Genomic DNA, 15,161 nt, shown 5'->3' on the forward strand with positions numbered 1-15,161 from the left:
TGAAACCCGGCTTATGTATTAACGCGAAATTCACTAAAGATCGTAACCGCGCTCATCATGAAGCACTAAATCCAATCCTTGAGTTTCCTCGTCGGCAGTGACACGAAGATCAACAAATACACTAACCAGCTTGAGCAAAATCCAAGTCACCACAGCGGTGTAAACAAACGTCGCCACGACACCTGTGGCTTGAACCACAAACTGCGATCCAATGGTCATACCTTCAGCCAAGCCCTGACCACTGAAAATACCCAATTCGGCAGAAGCAAAGACTGCTGCTAGCAGTGTGCCCAAAATACCGCCAACACCGTGCACCGGGAAGACGTCGAGGGAATCATCAATTTTCAGTTTGCGTTTAATCAGCTGAGTGGCGTAATAACAAACGACACCAGCGCTCAGACCAATGACCAAGGCACCCATCGGGCCAACGAAACCTGAAGCAGGAGTAATGGTACCTAAACCTGCAACCATACCAGTCACGATCCCCAACACAGACGGCTTACCATACTTAATCCATTCCATCGCCATCCAAGCCAATGAGCCCGCAGCGGCTGAAATATGAGTGACTGTCATGGCCATCGCAGCATCACCGTTGGCGGCTAGCGCCGAACCACCGTTGAAGCCAAACCAACCAACCCAAAGCATACCCGCACCACACACTGTCATCGTGAGATTGTGCGGCGGCATAGGTTGAGTTGGAAACCCTTTACGTGGCCCCAGAACCAGAGCGGCAACTAATGCTGCAACACCTGCGGTAATGTGGACCACAGTACCACCGGCGAAATCGAGTAACCCCATCTCACCTAACCAACCGCCACCCCAGACCCAATGGGTAACAGGCGCATAAACAGCCAACAGCCACAAAGATGAGAAAATCACCACGGCCGAAAAGCGCATGCGCTCAGCAAATCCACCAATGATCAGCGCAGGCGTAATGATCGCAAAGGTCATTTGGAATAGCGCAAACAGAGATGCGGGAATGTCGCCATTTAAAGCCTGTTCGGTCAAACCGGCAAAGAATACATGGTCGAAAGCACCAACCAGACCGTTGCTCGCTTCACCGAAGGCCATGGTGTAACCCACCAGCAACCACAAAATCGAGGCAATACAAGCAATTGCAAAGCATTGCATCAAGACTGAAAGAATATTCTTCGAACGCACCAAGCCGCCGTAAAACAGCGCCAATCCTGGCAGCGTCATGAACAGCACGAGTGCTGTAGAGGTTAGAATCCAAGCTGTGTTGCCGCCGTTAAGAGCGTCTTCCGCTCGCGCAACACCAGAGATACTCATGAGCGCACAGGCCCACAAAGCAAATTTCAACATGATTAGGTTCCTATAATTATTTGCAGCGCGATTACAGAGCGTCGTGATCGGTTTCGCCTGTGCGGATCCGCACGACATGCTCAATTGGGGTAACGAAAATCTTGCCGTCACCAATGTTGTGAGTGTTTGCCGCTCCAGAAATGGCTTCCACAACTTGATCCACACGATCCGATGCAACCGCGACTTCAAGGCGCAGTTTAGGAACAAAATCGACTTGATATTCGGCGCCACGATACAGCTCGTTGTGACCTTTTTGGCGACCGAATCCTTTGACTTGCGTGACAGTCATGCCAAGCACTCCGACGCTGGCCAGCGCGTCTCGCACGTCATCTAGCTTAAATGGCTTGATAATGGCGGTAATCAGCTTCATCTGATTGCTTTCCTTTTTAAATGACATAAATGCAGCAATGCTGCGATTAACCGCAGGTTTAACTACCCTGCTTAGTTGTACTCAAGCTGTGCGGAGTAAAACAGATCCAGTCTTGCTGGATCTGACTTCCGACATATTTTTTTTAATTATCAAACGCAGTGCGCGTCAGATCACTTGAGCCAAGCGGGTTAAGCTAATTTGTTAGCAAAATTTATTCTTTAATCTAAGTCACATCGCGACTTAACAATTTACTAACAGCGCCGATTTATCCGCCAAATCGAGTGGAGCTTGCCCCAATCCTCTTCTAAGCTTGATCGATTGAGTAATTTTTAACTTGGCGCAAACGAGCAACGAAGCTATTGCCTCAAGGTCTGTTTGAATGTCGATTCGCTACAAACCACCCTTTGTCAGTTTACGTTGGCAGGTTGCCACCGTACTCATCGTATCCAGTGCCATTGCGGTACTGGCGTTAATGCTGTGGTCGGCGTCAGAAAGCAAACAAGAACTCAATCGACGGATATTGCTCGAACAGCAACACCTCATTGCTGAACTGAGAAACACATCCAAACAGGGCTTTCATATTCTCGAGGAGCGAGCCCGGCAGCTAGAGGCTGTCCTACCTTTAGTACCCAGCGAGCAATCATTGGAGCACTTAGCAGATAGCTTCAATGCCACCATTATCGATTCATCAGGCAGTTTGTTAGCAGGCCCCGCCCCACCCGCCGACAGCAAAGCTCAGCAATGGCAACAAGCATTGCTAGCTAACGGTGGTGAATATCGCCGTTGGCATTGTCAGCAACAATGTGAATTACAGTACTTTTCTGTCCATGACTCGGAAGCGGCAAAACTAACCATTCAACGGATTGGCATTAATGATTTGATGGAGAAACTAGACATCGCTCATTCAGCGAATTTGTGGCTGGTAGCTCCCGAGGGTGAGTCACTGCAACTTTTTTACCAAACAGCAGCAATTCCTCCCCAATTCACCGCCAGTAAAGGCAACCCACCCTTACCACCGGAGTTTGTTCTAGTGGGAAAACACCGACCACAAGCTATGTGGCGTTGGCCGTTACAAAATGACGGTACGCCAGCCGAGTTGTGGGTCGCAATGCCAACGCAACAATCCATTACTGACGTTGAGCAAGTGTGGCTGAAGACTACAACGTACATCGTTGTAACGCTGACGATCTGCTGTGCGATGGCAATTGGGTTGATTTGGCGACCATTACTACGATTGAGTCGACAAGCGCGGCAACTGCCTCTGCTAGCCACCGCTAACCAATCCATTCGTTCCCCGCGTCACCGATTTTTGCGCGACGAATCGCACCTTTTTGCGACCGCTAGCCAGGAGTTGGCAGAGAAACTAAAAGCCCAACGCCAGCGGTTATTGCAGCAAACCCATGAGCTCAAACGCTTGGTCCAACACGATCAATTGACGGGGTTGAATAATCGCTCCATGTTCGAGCAATCATTGCAACAAACCCTTGGCCAGCTTGGACGCCACATCCAGTCACTTGCCATTATGTTCATGGACTTGAACAAGTTTAAGGTCATCAATGACACTATGGGTCATGATCACGGTGATCGTTTGTTACAACAAGTTGCGATGCGACTGGCCGGAGCAATTCGAAAAAGTGACGTGCTAGCGCGCTTCGGTGGTGATGAGTTTGTAATTCTACTACCCGAACCAGGAGGCCAGCATCAATTGCAGTTACTCGCCGATAAATTGATTGATAGCGTGGTCGAACCTATTCAACTCAGCAGCACGACAGTGCAAGTCGGGCTGTCCATCGGTATCACCACTTGCCATGACCCACAGTGCAGTATCAGTCAATTGCTCCGCGAGGCCGATACTGCTATGTATGCAGCCAAGCACTCGGGCTCCAGCTGCGCGCGCTTTTTCCACTCGTCACTAGACAGCGAAGAACGGCAATTGCAGCAGCTCGACAATGCCATCGCAGAAGCCATAAAAGACAACCAATTGCAGCTCCATTATCAACCCATTGTCGAATTAGCCGATGATAATATTGGCCATTATCAAGCGCTTGTAACTTGGCCAGCGGCGCCCGAAGCAATTCGCAAAGGGCACGATCTGATTCAGCAAATCTCCGATCCGAAGTTACAGCAACAGGCTTCAGAATGGTTGTTGCGGCAGGTGCTCGACACCTTAGATCGAGTCACCATCAATCAAATGCCAGTGCGCGTTTTTATTCGCGCAGCAGACTGCAATCCAGAGTTGCTGCGGCAACTAGTGCTGTGCTGTCGCCGTGATGCCAGTGTCGCTAACCGGCTCGGTTTACTGATCGACGAACAAGACTACATTGACCAGTTCATTCACACTCAGATGGAGCTCAGTGTGCTATATCAAGCCGGCGTCGCCATCGGCCTAGACGGTTTTGGCAATAGTCTTGGTGCTCTCAATCAATTATCCCAAATGCCGCCCAAGTTGGTTCGTCTGGACGGCAAGTTTTGCAATGGCGTATCACTACAAAATGGCTTCACTCAGTCTTTGATATTGATGCTCCACAAACTCAATATTCAAGTGGTCGCATCAGATGTAGAAACGCTAGAGCAGCGTCGCCAGTTACAGCAACTGCATTGCGATTTTGGTCAGGGCCCCCTGTTGGCTCAGTTGTTGTCCGAGCACAAATTGGTGTCAAACCACACGACAAGCTCTCACCATTAATTTGCTTTACCGCTGAGCACGGCTAAAATGCCGACCGCGATTCCATCCAGATCTAAATAGAGGCAATTCATGGCCTGGCTTCAACTTCGAGTCAATGCGACGGCAGCATCAGCTGAATCAATCGGTGATGCAATGAGCGAGTGTGGCGCACTATCGGTGACATTCCTCGATTCTAAAGACACTCCAATCTTTGAACCTCTTCCCGGTGAAACCAGACTCTGGGGCGAAACCGATGTGATGGGCTTATGGCAAGCCAACGCTGATATGGATGTAGCACTTCATCTACTACAGCAGCAATTTGGCCAACTCACCTACAAAATGGAAGCGCTCGAGGATAAAGATTGGGAACGGGCTTGGATGGACAACTTTAAACCCATGAAATTTGGCAACCGCCTTTGGGTTTGTCCGAGCTGGTGTGACGTTCCTGAACCCGATGCTGTCAATGTCATGCTCGACCCCGGCTTAGCATTTGGTACCGGAACTCATCCCACAACAGCATTGTGTCTGGCGTGGCTTGATGGCCTCGACCTGCACGGAAAAACTGTTATTGATTACGGCTGTGGCTCCGGCATTCTTGCCGTTGCAGCGCTGAAACTGGGTGCCACTCGAGTCATCGGAATCGATATTGACCCGCAAGCAATTCAGGCATCGCAAGCCAATGCTGAACGCAACGAGGTGGCCGACAAGCTGGAATTGCATCTTGCTGGCGAAGCTGAGCTGCCGGCAGCAGATGTGCTGGTTGCCAACATTCTTGCTGGGCCTTTGCAGCAATTGGCATCGACCATCGCAGATCTCGTCAAACCAAGCGGACTTTTGGCGCTATCCGGACTATTGCTTGAGCAAGAAACGAGTGTCAAACAAGCTTACCAAGATCAGTTCAATTCGCTGCAAGTTGTCGAACAGGAACAGTGGATGCGCATTAGCGGCATAAAAAGAAATCGCTAGAACCGCCATTATCGCGACAAGTTCACCTCATTTTGCGTCAGCGCAAAGCACATTCTTTGAACTAGCAATTGGTACACTATTTAACCTTTTCAGCCGCTCAAAAAGGGCGTAATATAGCCGCCCCTTGGCAGTGATTGGTGATTTTTCGTGCAGATCGGTGATTTCAAATTAGCGCATCCAGTGATCTGCGCGCCGATGGCTGGTGTCACCGACAGGCCTTTCCGGCAAATGGCGAGAAAGTGGGGAGCAAGTTTAGCAGTATCGGAAATGCTCTCCGCCAACCCCAAAGTTTGGGACACCGACAAATCGCAGCAACGCATGGACCACAGTGGCGAAAGTGGCATCAGAGCGGTACAAATTGCTGGCTCTGAGCCTGAGTTGATGGCTAGCGCGGCTCGTCACAATGTCAATAACGGCGCTCAGCTAGTCGACATCAATCTCGGCTGCCCAGCCAAGAAAGTGAATAAGAAACTCGCTGGCTCTGCCTTGATGAAAGAGCCAGAACTAGTAGAGCAAATCGCCGCTGCTGTTGTCGCAGCTGTAGATGTCCCGGTGACACTGAAGATGCGTACCGGTTGGGATCACGACAACAAAAATGCGGTCGACATTGCAAAGCGTGTCGCTCGTGTAGGTATTCAGGCCCTTACCGTTCATGGTCGAACTCGCGCTTGTGGCTATCGTGGCCAAGCGGAATACGACACCATTAGAGCAGTTAAGCAAGCCGTTGATGTTCCGGTGATCGCCAATGGCGACATCGATTCACCGCAAAAAGCCAAGCAGGTGATGGCTTACACTGCAGCTGACGGTGTAATGATTGGCAGAGGCGCTCAAGGGCGCCCCTGGTTGTTTCAGCAGGTTGCTCATTACTTGGCAACCGGTGAAGAGCTTGCAGCGCCTCCGTTAATGGAGCAGCTGCAAGTTTTGCAAGACCACGTGCATGCACTGCATGAATTTTACGGCCCGATTAAGGGTATGCGAATCGCGCGAAAGCACGTGGGATGGTTCGTTGAACCATATGATCAGCAACGACAGTTTCGGGCCGCCTTCAATCAGGTCGAAGGCGAAACGGAGCAATTGGATATGCTGATTAAGTTTTATCAATCGATTTATCAATAAAGCCGCTGTAACAAAGAGCTTATAACTTATGTTCGAAAACAACTTTAAAACTGAGACAGTCTCTACTGAAACTCCTTCTACACCAGTATCTCAACCAACTCTGCGCGAGTCGGTCAAGCAATCGGTTAGCAACTACCTTGCAACCCTCAACGGTCAGGATATCAATGACTTGTATGAGTTAGTTCTGTCAGAAGTTGAAGCTCCATTGCTTGAAGAGATCATGACTCACACTCGTGGTAATCAAACTCGTGCGTCCATCATGTTGGGACTGAACCGCGGCACCTTGCGCAAAAAATTGAAAAAATATGGCATGAACTAATCATTGCCTTCGGCAATAATTATCATGACTTTTTGGCTGGCTCTAGAGCCAGCCTCCTCCCCGCTAAACTAGCATTCAAGTTCACAGTAGATAGGTACAACTCATGGAAGCTCCACGACCGATTAGGCGTGCTCTGCTCAGTGTTTCTGACAAAACTGGTATTGTTGAATTTGCCCGAGCACTCGCTGCTCGCGGTGTCGAATTACTCTCAACCGGCGGCACTGCTCGTCTGTTGGCTGATGAAGGTCTGACTGTTACTGAAGTATCAGATTACACAGGTCATCCAGAAATCATGGACGGCCGGGTAAAGACTCTTCATCCGAAAGTTCATGGCGGCATTCTTGGCCGTCGCGGTACTGACGAAAATGTCATGGCCGAAAACAATATCCAACCGATTGATATGGTCGTGGTCAACCTGTACCCATTTGCTCAAACGGTGGCAAAGCCAGATTGTTCGTTGGAAGATGCGGTCGAAAACATCGACATCGGTGGTCCAACAATGGTTCGCGCAGCAGCAAAAAACCATAAAGATGTCGCTATCGTCGTCAACGCGACGGACTACGAACGAATTATTACCGAACTGGATGCCAACGATGGCTCTTTGGTTCATGCTACCCGTTTTGATTTGGCCATTGCCGCGTTTGAGCACACAGCAGCCTATGACGGCATGATCGCCAACTATTTTGGCACCATGGTGCCAAGCCATGCTGACAACAAAGAAGGTGACGAAGAATCTAAATTCCCTCGCACTTTCAATAGCCAGTTCATCAAAAAACAAGACATGCGCTACGGCGAAAACAGCCATCAAGCGGCTGCGTTTTATGTTGAAGCAGATATTGATGAAGCGTCTGTTGCCACGGCAACTCAGTTGCAAGGCAAGGCGTTGTCATACAACAATATCGCTGATACCGATGCAGCCCTCGAGTGCGTTAAAGAATTTACTCAACCTGCTTGTGTCATCGTCAAACACGCCAACCCATGTGGTGTTGCCACCGACGACAGCATTTTGGCAGCGTATGACAGTGCTTTTAAAACTGATCCAACATCAGCTTTTGGCGGTATTATCGCCTTTAACCGCGAGCTGGACGCCGAAACTGCTGAGGCCATTGTCTCTCGTCAGTTTGTTGAGGTGATCATCGCTCCTGTGGTGAGTGAAGCGGCAGCCCAAATCGTAGCAGCTAAACCAAACGTACGTTTGCTTGAGTGTGGTCAATGGAATAGCCAAACCAAGGGCTACGATTTGAAGCGAGTCAATGGTGGCCTACTGGTCCAAGACCGCGACCAAGGCATGGTTAGCCAAGAGCAACTAACAGTTGTTAGTAAGCGCCAACCAACTGAACAAGAAATGAAAGATCTTATGTTCTGTTGGAAAGTAGCCAAATTCGTTAAATCGAACGCCATTGTTTATGCCAAAAGCGAAACCACCATCGGCGTAGGTGCAGGCCAAATGAGCCGCGTTTATAGTGCGAAGATTGCTGGCATTAAAGCGGCTGATGAGAGCCTTGAAGTTGCAGGCTCAGTGATGGCATCTGATGCTTTCTTCCCATTCCGCGATGGCATTGATGCGGCGGCTGCCGCAGGCATTACCGCAGTCATTCAGCCTGGCGGTTCGATTCGCGATGATGAAGTCATTGCCGCAGCAGATGAAGCGGGCATGGCCATGGTCTTCACCGGCATGCGTCACTTCCGTCACTAAGTACCCTCAAGGGCAGCCTTTGGCTGCCCTTGCTCGTTGCAGAGCAACCCAACTGAATATTCTGCTCAGTATCAAGCTGAGCAAAAATTAAAGCGAAAAAGGATTCAAACATGAATGTTCTGGTAATTGGCGGCGGCGGCCGCGAACATGCCCTGGCTTGGAAAGCTGCTCACTCTTCACAAGTCGACACCGTTTATGTTGCTCCCGGAAATGCCGGTACAGAGCTGGAAGCCAAGCTGGAAAATATTGCTATTGACGGCTGTGATATCCCTGCTTTGGTCGAGTTTGCTAAAGCCAACCAAGTAGGGCTAACGATTGTTGGTCCTGAGGCTCCTCTGGTCATTGGTGTCGTTGATGCATTTCAAGCCGCTGGGCTTGCCATCTTCGGGCCAACCGAAGCGGCTGCGCAGCTCGAAGGCTCAAAAGCCTTTACCAAAGACTTTTTAGCCCGCCACGACATCCCAACGGCAGACTACGGCAACTTCACCGATACCGATGAAGCGCTGGCTTATGTGCGCAAAGTAGGTGCACCGATTGTCATCAAGGCCGATGGCCTAGCGGCAGGCAAAGGCGTGATTGTTGCGATGGACTTGGCTACTGCCGAGGAAGCCATTAAAGATATGCTGTCTGGCAATGCCTTTGGTGAAGCCGGTAGCCGCGTGGTAATCGAAGAGTTTCTTGACGGCGAAGAAGCGTCTTTCATTGTCATGGTCGACGGCAAAAATGTTCTACCGATGGCGACGTCTCAGGACCATAAACGCGCAGGTGATGGCGATACAGGTCTTAACACCGGTGGCATGGGCGCTTACTCGCCAGCACCAGTCGTAACGCAAGAAATCCATGACCGCATCATGGCTGAAGTCATTATGCCGACGGTTGAAGGAATGGCATCGGAAGGACACCCATACACAGGTTTCCTATACGCCGGCTTAATGATCATGGCTGACGGCACACCTAAGGTCATTGAATACAACTGCCGCTTTGGCGATCCAGAAACTCAACCAATCATGATGCGGATGCAATCCGATTTAGTTGAGCTTTGCTTGGCCGCCATTGACGGTCAACTTGATAGCAAAACCGCCGAATACGATCCTCGCGCAGCAGTAGGTTTAGTGTTAGCGGCCGACGGTTATCCGGGCAGCTACCCCAAAGGTGATGTCATTGCCGCATTGCCCGAGCCAGCGCAAGATGATGCCAAGGTGTTTCACGCCGGTACCGCTATGAGTGAAGGCCAAGTGGTCACCTCCGGTGGCCGCGTGCTTTGCGCAACAGCTCTCGGTGCCAATGTTACCGAAGCTCAAGCCAAGGCTTACGAATTGCTGCACCAAGTGAAGTGGCCAACAGCTTACTTCCGCAACGACATTGGCTATCGCGCGATTGCCCGCGAACAAGCCGATAACTAGCGATTAAAAGTAGCCAAAATAAAAGCCCGTCCTAGCAGACGGGCTTTTTTATGATATGTTGAAACTAGTCGGTCAATCGCTTGTTCAGTGTTGAGTACCGCTGTTTTATCAACATCAACTAGGGAATGGTTGCGCGTGATCCCACTTAATTCGCTGATTACTAGTCACTTTAGGAAGCTGTTTTTAATTCCAGTGCTCACTCTGGAGCTTGCACTGCTGGCGATGTACTTCATCGTTAATCAGCTCATCACGGACGAATCCCGCCAAGATCTGCTGTTTGAGCGCTCGCAAAATGTCTACGAACACCTCGCCATGCGGGCTCAAGATCTCAACCACCGCTTCAATGAAGTCAGGCTGATGTTGGAGCTGATTCAAGCGGAGCAACAGCGAAGCTTTGCTAGCCCTGCCAGTCAAAATTACTTTCCCAATGGTGCCGCTGAATTTGTCTTGGAAGATAATGGCGTGTGGCGCAAGCGTGTCGACAATGGCGGCGCCAGTGTCTTTGTATCGAGACAATTTGCCAGCAACTCAGAAACTCAGCGCAAAGCAATGTCGACGGAAAATTTTGACCCGTTATTTATTGCTGCCGTAGACCAAATTGAGTTAGTCGACGCGGCGTACTTTAACAGTTTCGACAACATTAACCGCTATTATCCGTTTATTGAGGATGTCCATCTGCAGTTCCCTGCGGACATGCATATCCCTAATTACAATTTTTATTATTTGGCCGATTATCAACACAACCCTGAGCGTCAAATGGTCTGGACACCGGCTTATCTAGATCCCGCGGGGCAGGGCTGGATGGTATCGGCAATTGCACCTATCTATCATCAAGACCGCCTTGAAGGTGTCAGTGGCCTCGACATTACGCTTGACTCCATGATCAGTGAAATTGAGCAATTGGTACTGCCCTTTGCTGGCGAATCATTTTTGGTGGACGAAGGCGGCCGCATTATTGCCATGTCATCCGGCATTCAACAATTGCTCAACTTGCGTGAGCTGACTCACCATGACTACGATAAAGTGGTGACTCAAACCCACGAAAAGCCAGATGAGTACTTAATTCAGCAGCTGCCCTATTCGGCATTTCGGCAAAGTATCAGCGGTATGTTCGAGCACAATGAACACACCCGTTATGTTGAACACAACGACGAAATATTTCTCATCGCAAGCCAACAGATCACCGAAACCAACTGGCGCTTATATAGCATTACCAACGCCGACCAAGTGGTGTTGCGCATCAACGAGCTGGATCAACTTGCAATTGAATTGGGAATCATAGCCATTGGCTTGATGATCCTTTTCTACCTGCTGTTTTATATCTTGGTGAAATATCAGTCTGGCAAGTTATCTCAGCGTATCTCGGCGCCAATTCAAGAGCTGCAACAAAGCAGTCGTCAAGCCAGTAAAGGCAACCCATTCATCGCTCCCAATGAATCTGGTATCGACGAACTAGACGAACTTGGAAATAGTATTGGTTCAATGGTCGAGATTCTAAACGAGCAGGCCCGTAACCTGATCCGCGGCCAGCAAAAGTTATCGTCGGAACAAAGCCACCGGGCTCGCCTTGAGCAACAGGTAAGCACCGATGAACTGACCCATTTACTCAATCGACGCGGCCTCCTAAGCCAAGGCGAAAAAGCGCTGCAATATGCCAAAGAGCAGCAGCAACCGCTTTCCGTTATTCAATTTGAAATAGGCCAGTACCCGCAGCTGATCGAGCGCCATGGCATCAGCAAAGCCGAACAATTGATTCTGCAGTGCGCCAATTGTTGTCAGGCGTTAATGCCTGAGAATGCAATTCTCGCTTACCCAGCAACGGCACAGTTCATATTACTGATGCCAAATGCCGATATCGAACATGCAATCAACCATGCTCGCCGGCTCCGCAGCGAGCTATATTTGAGTATTGAGATTGATGGCAGCAGTGCATCGGTGCTCACTCATTTCGCGGTCACCGCCGCCAGTTTGGAAAGCCACGAAAGCCTGCTATCGATTCTGGCCAAAGCGCAACAATTGCTTGAGCAAAGCCGCCACCGGCCACAAACATCAATACAGACCGAACGCCATTAATCCTGTTTCTGGATAGCGGCGGGGTCATCATCCCAGTGCAGCACGTCTCGCCAAATCGACCAGCGAGGCGTGTCCGGCTCGGCACCTTCTCCAAGGATCCAAAAACGATATTCTTGGTCAAAGTAACCATTCACTTTTTGGATTTGCACCCAACTAGTTAAGTATTGATGGAGATCTTCGTTTTGTCTGGCGACGGCAAAACCAACAGGGTACTGGCGCGGGTCGGTTTTCGACACCACCACGTTGTAGCTAGGGAAAAACAGGGTCCACGCGTAACCCTCTTCAGCACTAATGACCAACCCGTCGGCTTCGCTCTTGCCAGTGAAGAAGTCGCGTTCGTGTTCAATTTCAACGAAATTGACATGGGGAAACTCATCCCGCAGACGCCGAACCAAACGCTTATGCTGAGCGACAGCCAGTGTCACTTGCCGAACTCTGGCTTCTTTTGCCAGCCGATCATAGGCATGACGATCATGATCCTTGACCACCAGAGCTAAATTCAACGTTAAGATCGGCGGACTAAAACGCATCTGCTCAATTGTTTCAGCATCCATTTCAATCCCCGATACGGCGATATCAAAGAACCCTTGCGCCAGAGGTACTTTCAGGCGATCGCCGTGATAAGGAATAAACTCTACTTCGACGCCCAGATCGTAGGCTAATTGACGGGCAATATTGATATCAATGCCAACCAATTCACCACTGCGATTAAAGTAAGAAAACGGTACTTTGCCCGGCAAATAACCAATACGAAGAACGCCACGGCGCTTGATCTGCTCGACGTTAGTCAGCGAGTACTGACCGCCTTCATAGCTCTTCGGCAAATCGGCATAAACTTGCTCAGGAACACGCCCAACACGCTTCATCTCAATCAACGGATTGGTGACCTGATCAACATTCAACAACCAGGTAGAGACGCCTCTCATCGATAAAATAAACACCCCGGCACCTATCACTGCAATGATGGCAAAGCGCAAGGCTCCTCCCCCCAAAGGCTTCCATTGCCGCTGAATCAGGCACAGCGACAACAGCACGAATGCGACTAAATGCATCACCGCAACAATCGACATCATTCGCGACGTCACCACAGTACCAACCAAAAACAACTGATACATGTCAGCCGGGAGCAACATCAAATCCAATAAGAATGGCACTGCCACATTGACCGCACCAAACAAACTCAGCAATCCAGTAACGCCCAATTGCGGCATATCCAAGGCATTAATCGGTGAGCCAACAAACCAACCGGAGAACACCACAAACAAAATCACCATCAACTTTCCGGCATTCGGGAAGCTGAAGGCAATCGGAATCAGTACATCGACCATTTGATCGGTCTGCTGATTCTCCAGCTGATGCTTCTTGTAGAGCTCTTTACAGCCTTGCTCAATCACCGGCAAAACAATCAATACATTGGCCGTAACAAACGCGGTGACCAGCGCATCGCGACTGACTTGCTCAACTTCACGCCAGGTAAATGGGGTCAAGCAGGCAATGAGTGCGGGTAAGATGATGTACGCCAACAACAAGCCAACGGCAATGAAGCTAAGGAGAAACACTTGAAGGTTGTTGAGCTCGGTCACCGTCATGGTGCCAGCAGCCGATGCGGTGATAGCAAAAATGCCGACCGGCATCGTCTTTAATGCGTAGCTAGTGACGATATTCAGGCCCTTACCAGTCACTTTAAACAGGTTCAATACGTCTGCTTTATCTTCGGTACGGATAAAGGCCACTCCGAGCGCAATGGCGAACACTACCACTGCCGGAATCGAACCGTCAGCAAGTGACTTGAAAGGGTTGGCAGGAATATAAATATTGAGTAAGTCAGGCGGCGGAGAAGAGGTAATGACTGAGGTCGAGAAAAATGATGCTTTGGCGATTGCCGGAAATGCCATTGACATCGCAAATATGGTTAACAACGCCATGGCCCACAACAGCAGCAACACGATGCCCGCTTTATTGGCCAGCAGTTTGGCATGTTCTTTGGTCAACGAACCAAAGCCGCCGATCAACGAGACCAGAATGTAGGGGATAATAGTCATCTGCATCAGCATGATGACGGCTTCCCCGATGACGTTCATCCAACCAACTTTTTCGCCAAAAAATAGGCCAACGATAAGACCGGTCACCAGACCAATGAGGATCCACTGAGACGACGATAGATTAAATATTCGAGAACGCATGCCAAACTAAACGATAAAAACAAACTGCCACTAATAATACAGCAATCAGGCACGCTATTTCCGTTGTCCGACGGTTTATTCACTGAATCGCGCGATAACTGGATTGATACATGTCAAACCAGCTTGGCTCTGCTAAGCTTTTGGGTTGCTCCGGGGCGGCACCACGTCTATCCTTTGTGCCACTTAAATTCAAACCCCAAAAAAGAACCCACAAGAATCCAATTCAGGAGATTTGCTTATGCCACGCCCTTTAGTGATGGGTAACTGGAAACTCAACGGTACCAAAGAATCAGTAGAAGCATTGCTGAGCGGTATTCTTCCAGCCGCAGAGTCCGTCAAAGACAGTGCTGATGTTGCTGTTTGTGCACCAGACATTTTCATTGACCAAGTAGCCCGCAAGCTGACCGATACAGCGATCGCTTGGGGAGCGGAAAACAATGACGTTCACACCAGTGGTGCGTTTACCGGTGAAACTTCACCAACGATGTTGAAAGAGTTTGGCTGCACATACGTGTTGGTTGGCCACAGCGAGCGTCGCCAATACCACGGTGAAACTGACGCCAGCTGCGCGCAAAAGTATGCCTTGCTGCAAGAGCATGATCTAATCCCTGTATTGTGTATTGGTGAGACTTTGGAAGAGCGCGAGAGCGGTCGTACCAACGACGTCATCCGCACACAACTGACTCCTGTATTGGAAGATCTGGGTGTTGATACGCTGAAAAAAGCAGTGATCGCATACGAGCCAGTTTGGGCCATCGGTACCGGTAAGGCTGCAACTAAAGAAATGGCGCAGGAAGTTCACGCTTTCATTCGTCAGTTGATCGCTGAAAAATCTGCTGAAGTGGCAGCTGGCGTTCAAATCCTATACGGCGGTAGTGTTAAAGCAGCCAATGCTGAAGAGTTGTTTGCACAAGCCGACATTGACGGTGCATTGGTTGGTGGTGCAGCGCTAATCGTTGAAGAATTCAGCGCAATTATCAAAGCTGCAGGCTAATCACAGCACTGCCGCTAATAAAAAAGCAGGCCACTGGCCTGCTTTTTTTATCG

At 49.8% G+C, this 15,161-nt stretch carries 11 protein-coding genes; 8 read left to right on the forward strand and 3 right to left on the reverse strand.

The window, feature by feature from the left end:
* Nucleotides 1-33: 33 nt before the first annotated feature.
* Both CBE68_RS00350 and CBE68_RS00355 read right to left on the reverse strand, forming a co-directional pair.
* Nucleotides 34-1,323: an ammonium transporter gene (locus CBE68_RS00350; protein WP_087504078.1), complete on the reverse strand. Its 1,290-nt coding sequence runs from the start codon at nt 1,321-1,323 to the stop codon at nt 34-36.
* 31 nt (nt 1,324-1,354) lie between these two features.
* Complete coding sequence (locus CBE68_RS00355; protein ID WP_087504079.1) at nt 1,355-1,693, reverse strand: P-II family nitrogen regulator; 339 nt, start codon at nt 1,691-1,693, stop codon at nt 1,355-1,357.
* A 379-nt stretch (nt 1,694-2,072) separates the two neighbouring features.
* Here CBE68_RS00355 and CBE68_RS00360 point away from each other — a divergent pair, with 379 nt between their 5' ends.
* From CBE68_RS00360 to CBE68_RS00390, 7 genes are all read left to right on the forward strand, one after another.
* Nucleotides 2,073-4,379, forward strand: coding sequence for a putative bifunctional diguanylate cyclase/phosphodiesterase (locus tag CBE68_RS00360; RefSeq protein ID WP_087504080.1), 2,307 nt, complete (start codon nt 2,073-2,075; stop codon nt 4,377-4,379).
* A 69-nt stretch (nt 4,380-4,448) separates the two neighbouring features.
* Nucleotides 4,449-5,324: a 50S ribosomal protein L11 methyltransferase gene (gene prmA / locus CBE68_RS00365; RefSeq protein WP_087504081.1), complete on the forward strand. Its 876-nt coding sequence runs from the start codon at nt 4,449-4,451 to the stop codon at nt 5,322-5,324.
* 147 nt (nt 5,325-5,471) lie between these two features.
* Nucleotides 5,472-6,440 (forward strand): tRNA dihydrouridine synthase DusB, encoded by a 969-nt coding sequence (gene dusB / locus CBE68_RS00370; RefSeq protein WP_087504082.1) that lies wholly within the window; start codon nt 5,472-5,474, stop codon nt 6,438-6,440.
* Between the two features lie 28 nt (nt 6,441-6,468).
* The gene (gene fis, locus CBE68_RS00375; protein ID WP_087504083.1) at nt 6,469-6,759 is read left to right on the forward strand and encodes a DNA-binding transcriptional regulator Fis; all 291 of its coding nucleotides are present in this window, start codon (nt 6,469-6,471) and stop codon (nt 6,757-6,759) included.
* Nucleotides 6,760-6,862: 103 nt separating this feature from the next.
* Nucleotides 6,863-8,455, forward strand: a complete 1,593-nt coding sequence (purH, locus tag CBE68_RS00380) for a bifunctional phosphoribosylaminoimidazolecarboxamide formyltransferase/IMP cyclohydrolase (protein ID WP_087504084.1) — start codon at nt 6,863-6,865, stop codon at nt 8,453-8,455.
* Nucleotides 8,456-8,565: 110 nt separating this feature from the next.
* The gene (gene purD / locus CBE68_RS00385) at nt 8,566-9,858 is read left to right on the forward strand and encodes a phosphoribosylamine--glycine ligase (protein WP_087504085.1); all 1,293 of its coding nucleotides are present in this window, start codon (nt 8,566-8,568) and stop codon (nt 9,856-9,858) included.
* 135 nt (nt 9,859-9,993) lie between these two features.
* On the forward strand, nt 9,994-11,931 hold the full coding sequence (locus CBE68_RS00390) for a sensor domain-containing diguanylate cyclase (protein WP_143824442.1): 1,938 nt from the start codon (nt 9,994-9,996) through the stop codon (nt 11,929-11,931).
* Here the strand turns inward: CBE68_RS00390 and CBE68_RS00395 are convergent.
* Nucleotides 11,928-14,114, reverse strand: coding sequence for a cation:dicarboxylate symporter family transporter (locus CBE68_RS00395; RefSeq protein WP_087504087.1), 2,187 nt, complete (start codon nt 14,112-14,114; stop codon nt 11,928-11,930). The genes CBE68_RS00390 and CBE68_RS00395 overlap by 4 nt on opposite strands.
* 238 nt (nt 14,115-14,352) lie before the next feature.
* Between CBE68_RS00395 and tpiA the strand changes: the two genes are divergently transcribed.
* Complete coding sequence (tpiA, locus tag CBE68_RS00400) at nt 14,353-15,108, forward strand: triose-phosphate isomerase (RefSeq protein WP_087504088.1); 756 nt, start codon at nt 14,353-14,355, stop codon at nt 15,106-15,108.
* Nucleotides 15,109-15,161: the final 53 nt, after the last annotated feature.

The sequence above is a fragment of the Neiella marina genome, from assembly GCF_002165625.1.
GTDB classification, from domain to species: Bacteria; Pseudomonadota; Gammaproteobacteria; order Enterobacterales; family Neiellaceae; genus Neiella; species Neiella marina.

What these genes read in the sequence shown, in the direction of transcription:
- CBE68_RS00350 (WP_087504078.1), bottom strand. Translation starts at nt 1,323, where the DNA reads ATGTTGAAATTTGCTTTGTGGGCCTGTGCGCTCATGAGTATCTCTGGT.
- CBE68_RS00355 (WP_087504079.1), bottom strand. Translation starts at nt 1,693, where the DNA reads ATGAAGCTGATTACCGCCATTATCAAGCCATTTAAGCTAGATGACGTG.
- CBE68_RS00360 (WP_087504080.1), top strand. Translation starts at nt 2,073, where the DNA reads ATGTCGATTCGCTACAAACCACCCTTTGTCAGTTTACGTTGGCAGGTT.
- prmA (WP_087504081.1), top strand. Translation starts at nt 4,449, where the DNA reads ATGGCCTGGCTTCAACTTCGAGTCAATGCGACGGCAGCATCAGCTGAA.
- fis (WP_087504083.1), top strand. Translation starts at nt 6,469, where the DNA reads ATGTTCGAAAACAACTTTAAAACTGAGACAGTCTCTACTGAAACTCCT.
- purH (WP_087504084.1), top strand. Translation starts at nt 6,863, where the DNA reads ATGGAAGCTCCACGACCGATTAGGCGTGCTCTGCTCAGTGTTTCTGAC.
- purD (WP_087504085.1), top strand. Translation starts at nt 8,566, where the DNA reads ATGAATGTTCTGGTAATTGGCGGCGGCGGCCGCGAACATGCCCTGGCT.
- CBE68_RS00395 (WP_087504087.1), bottom strand. Translation starts at nt 14,114, where the DNA reads ATGCGTTCTCGAATATTTAATCTATCGTCGTCTCAGTGGATCCTCATT.
- tpiA (WP_087504088.1), top strand. Translation starts at nt 14,353, where the DNA reads ATGCCACGCCCTTTAGTGATGGGTAACTGGAAACTCAACGGTACCAAA.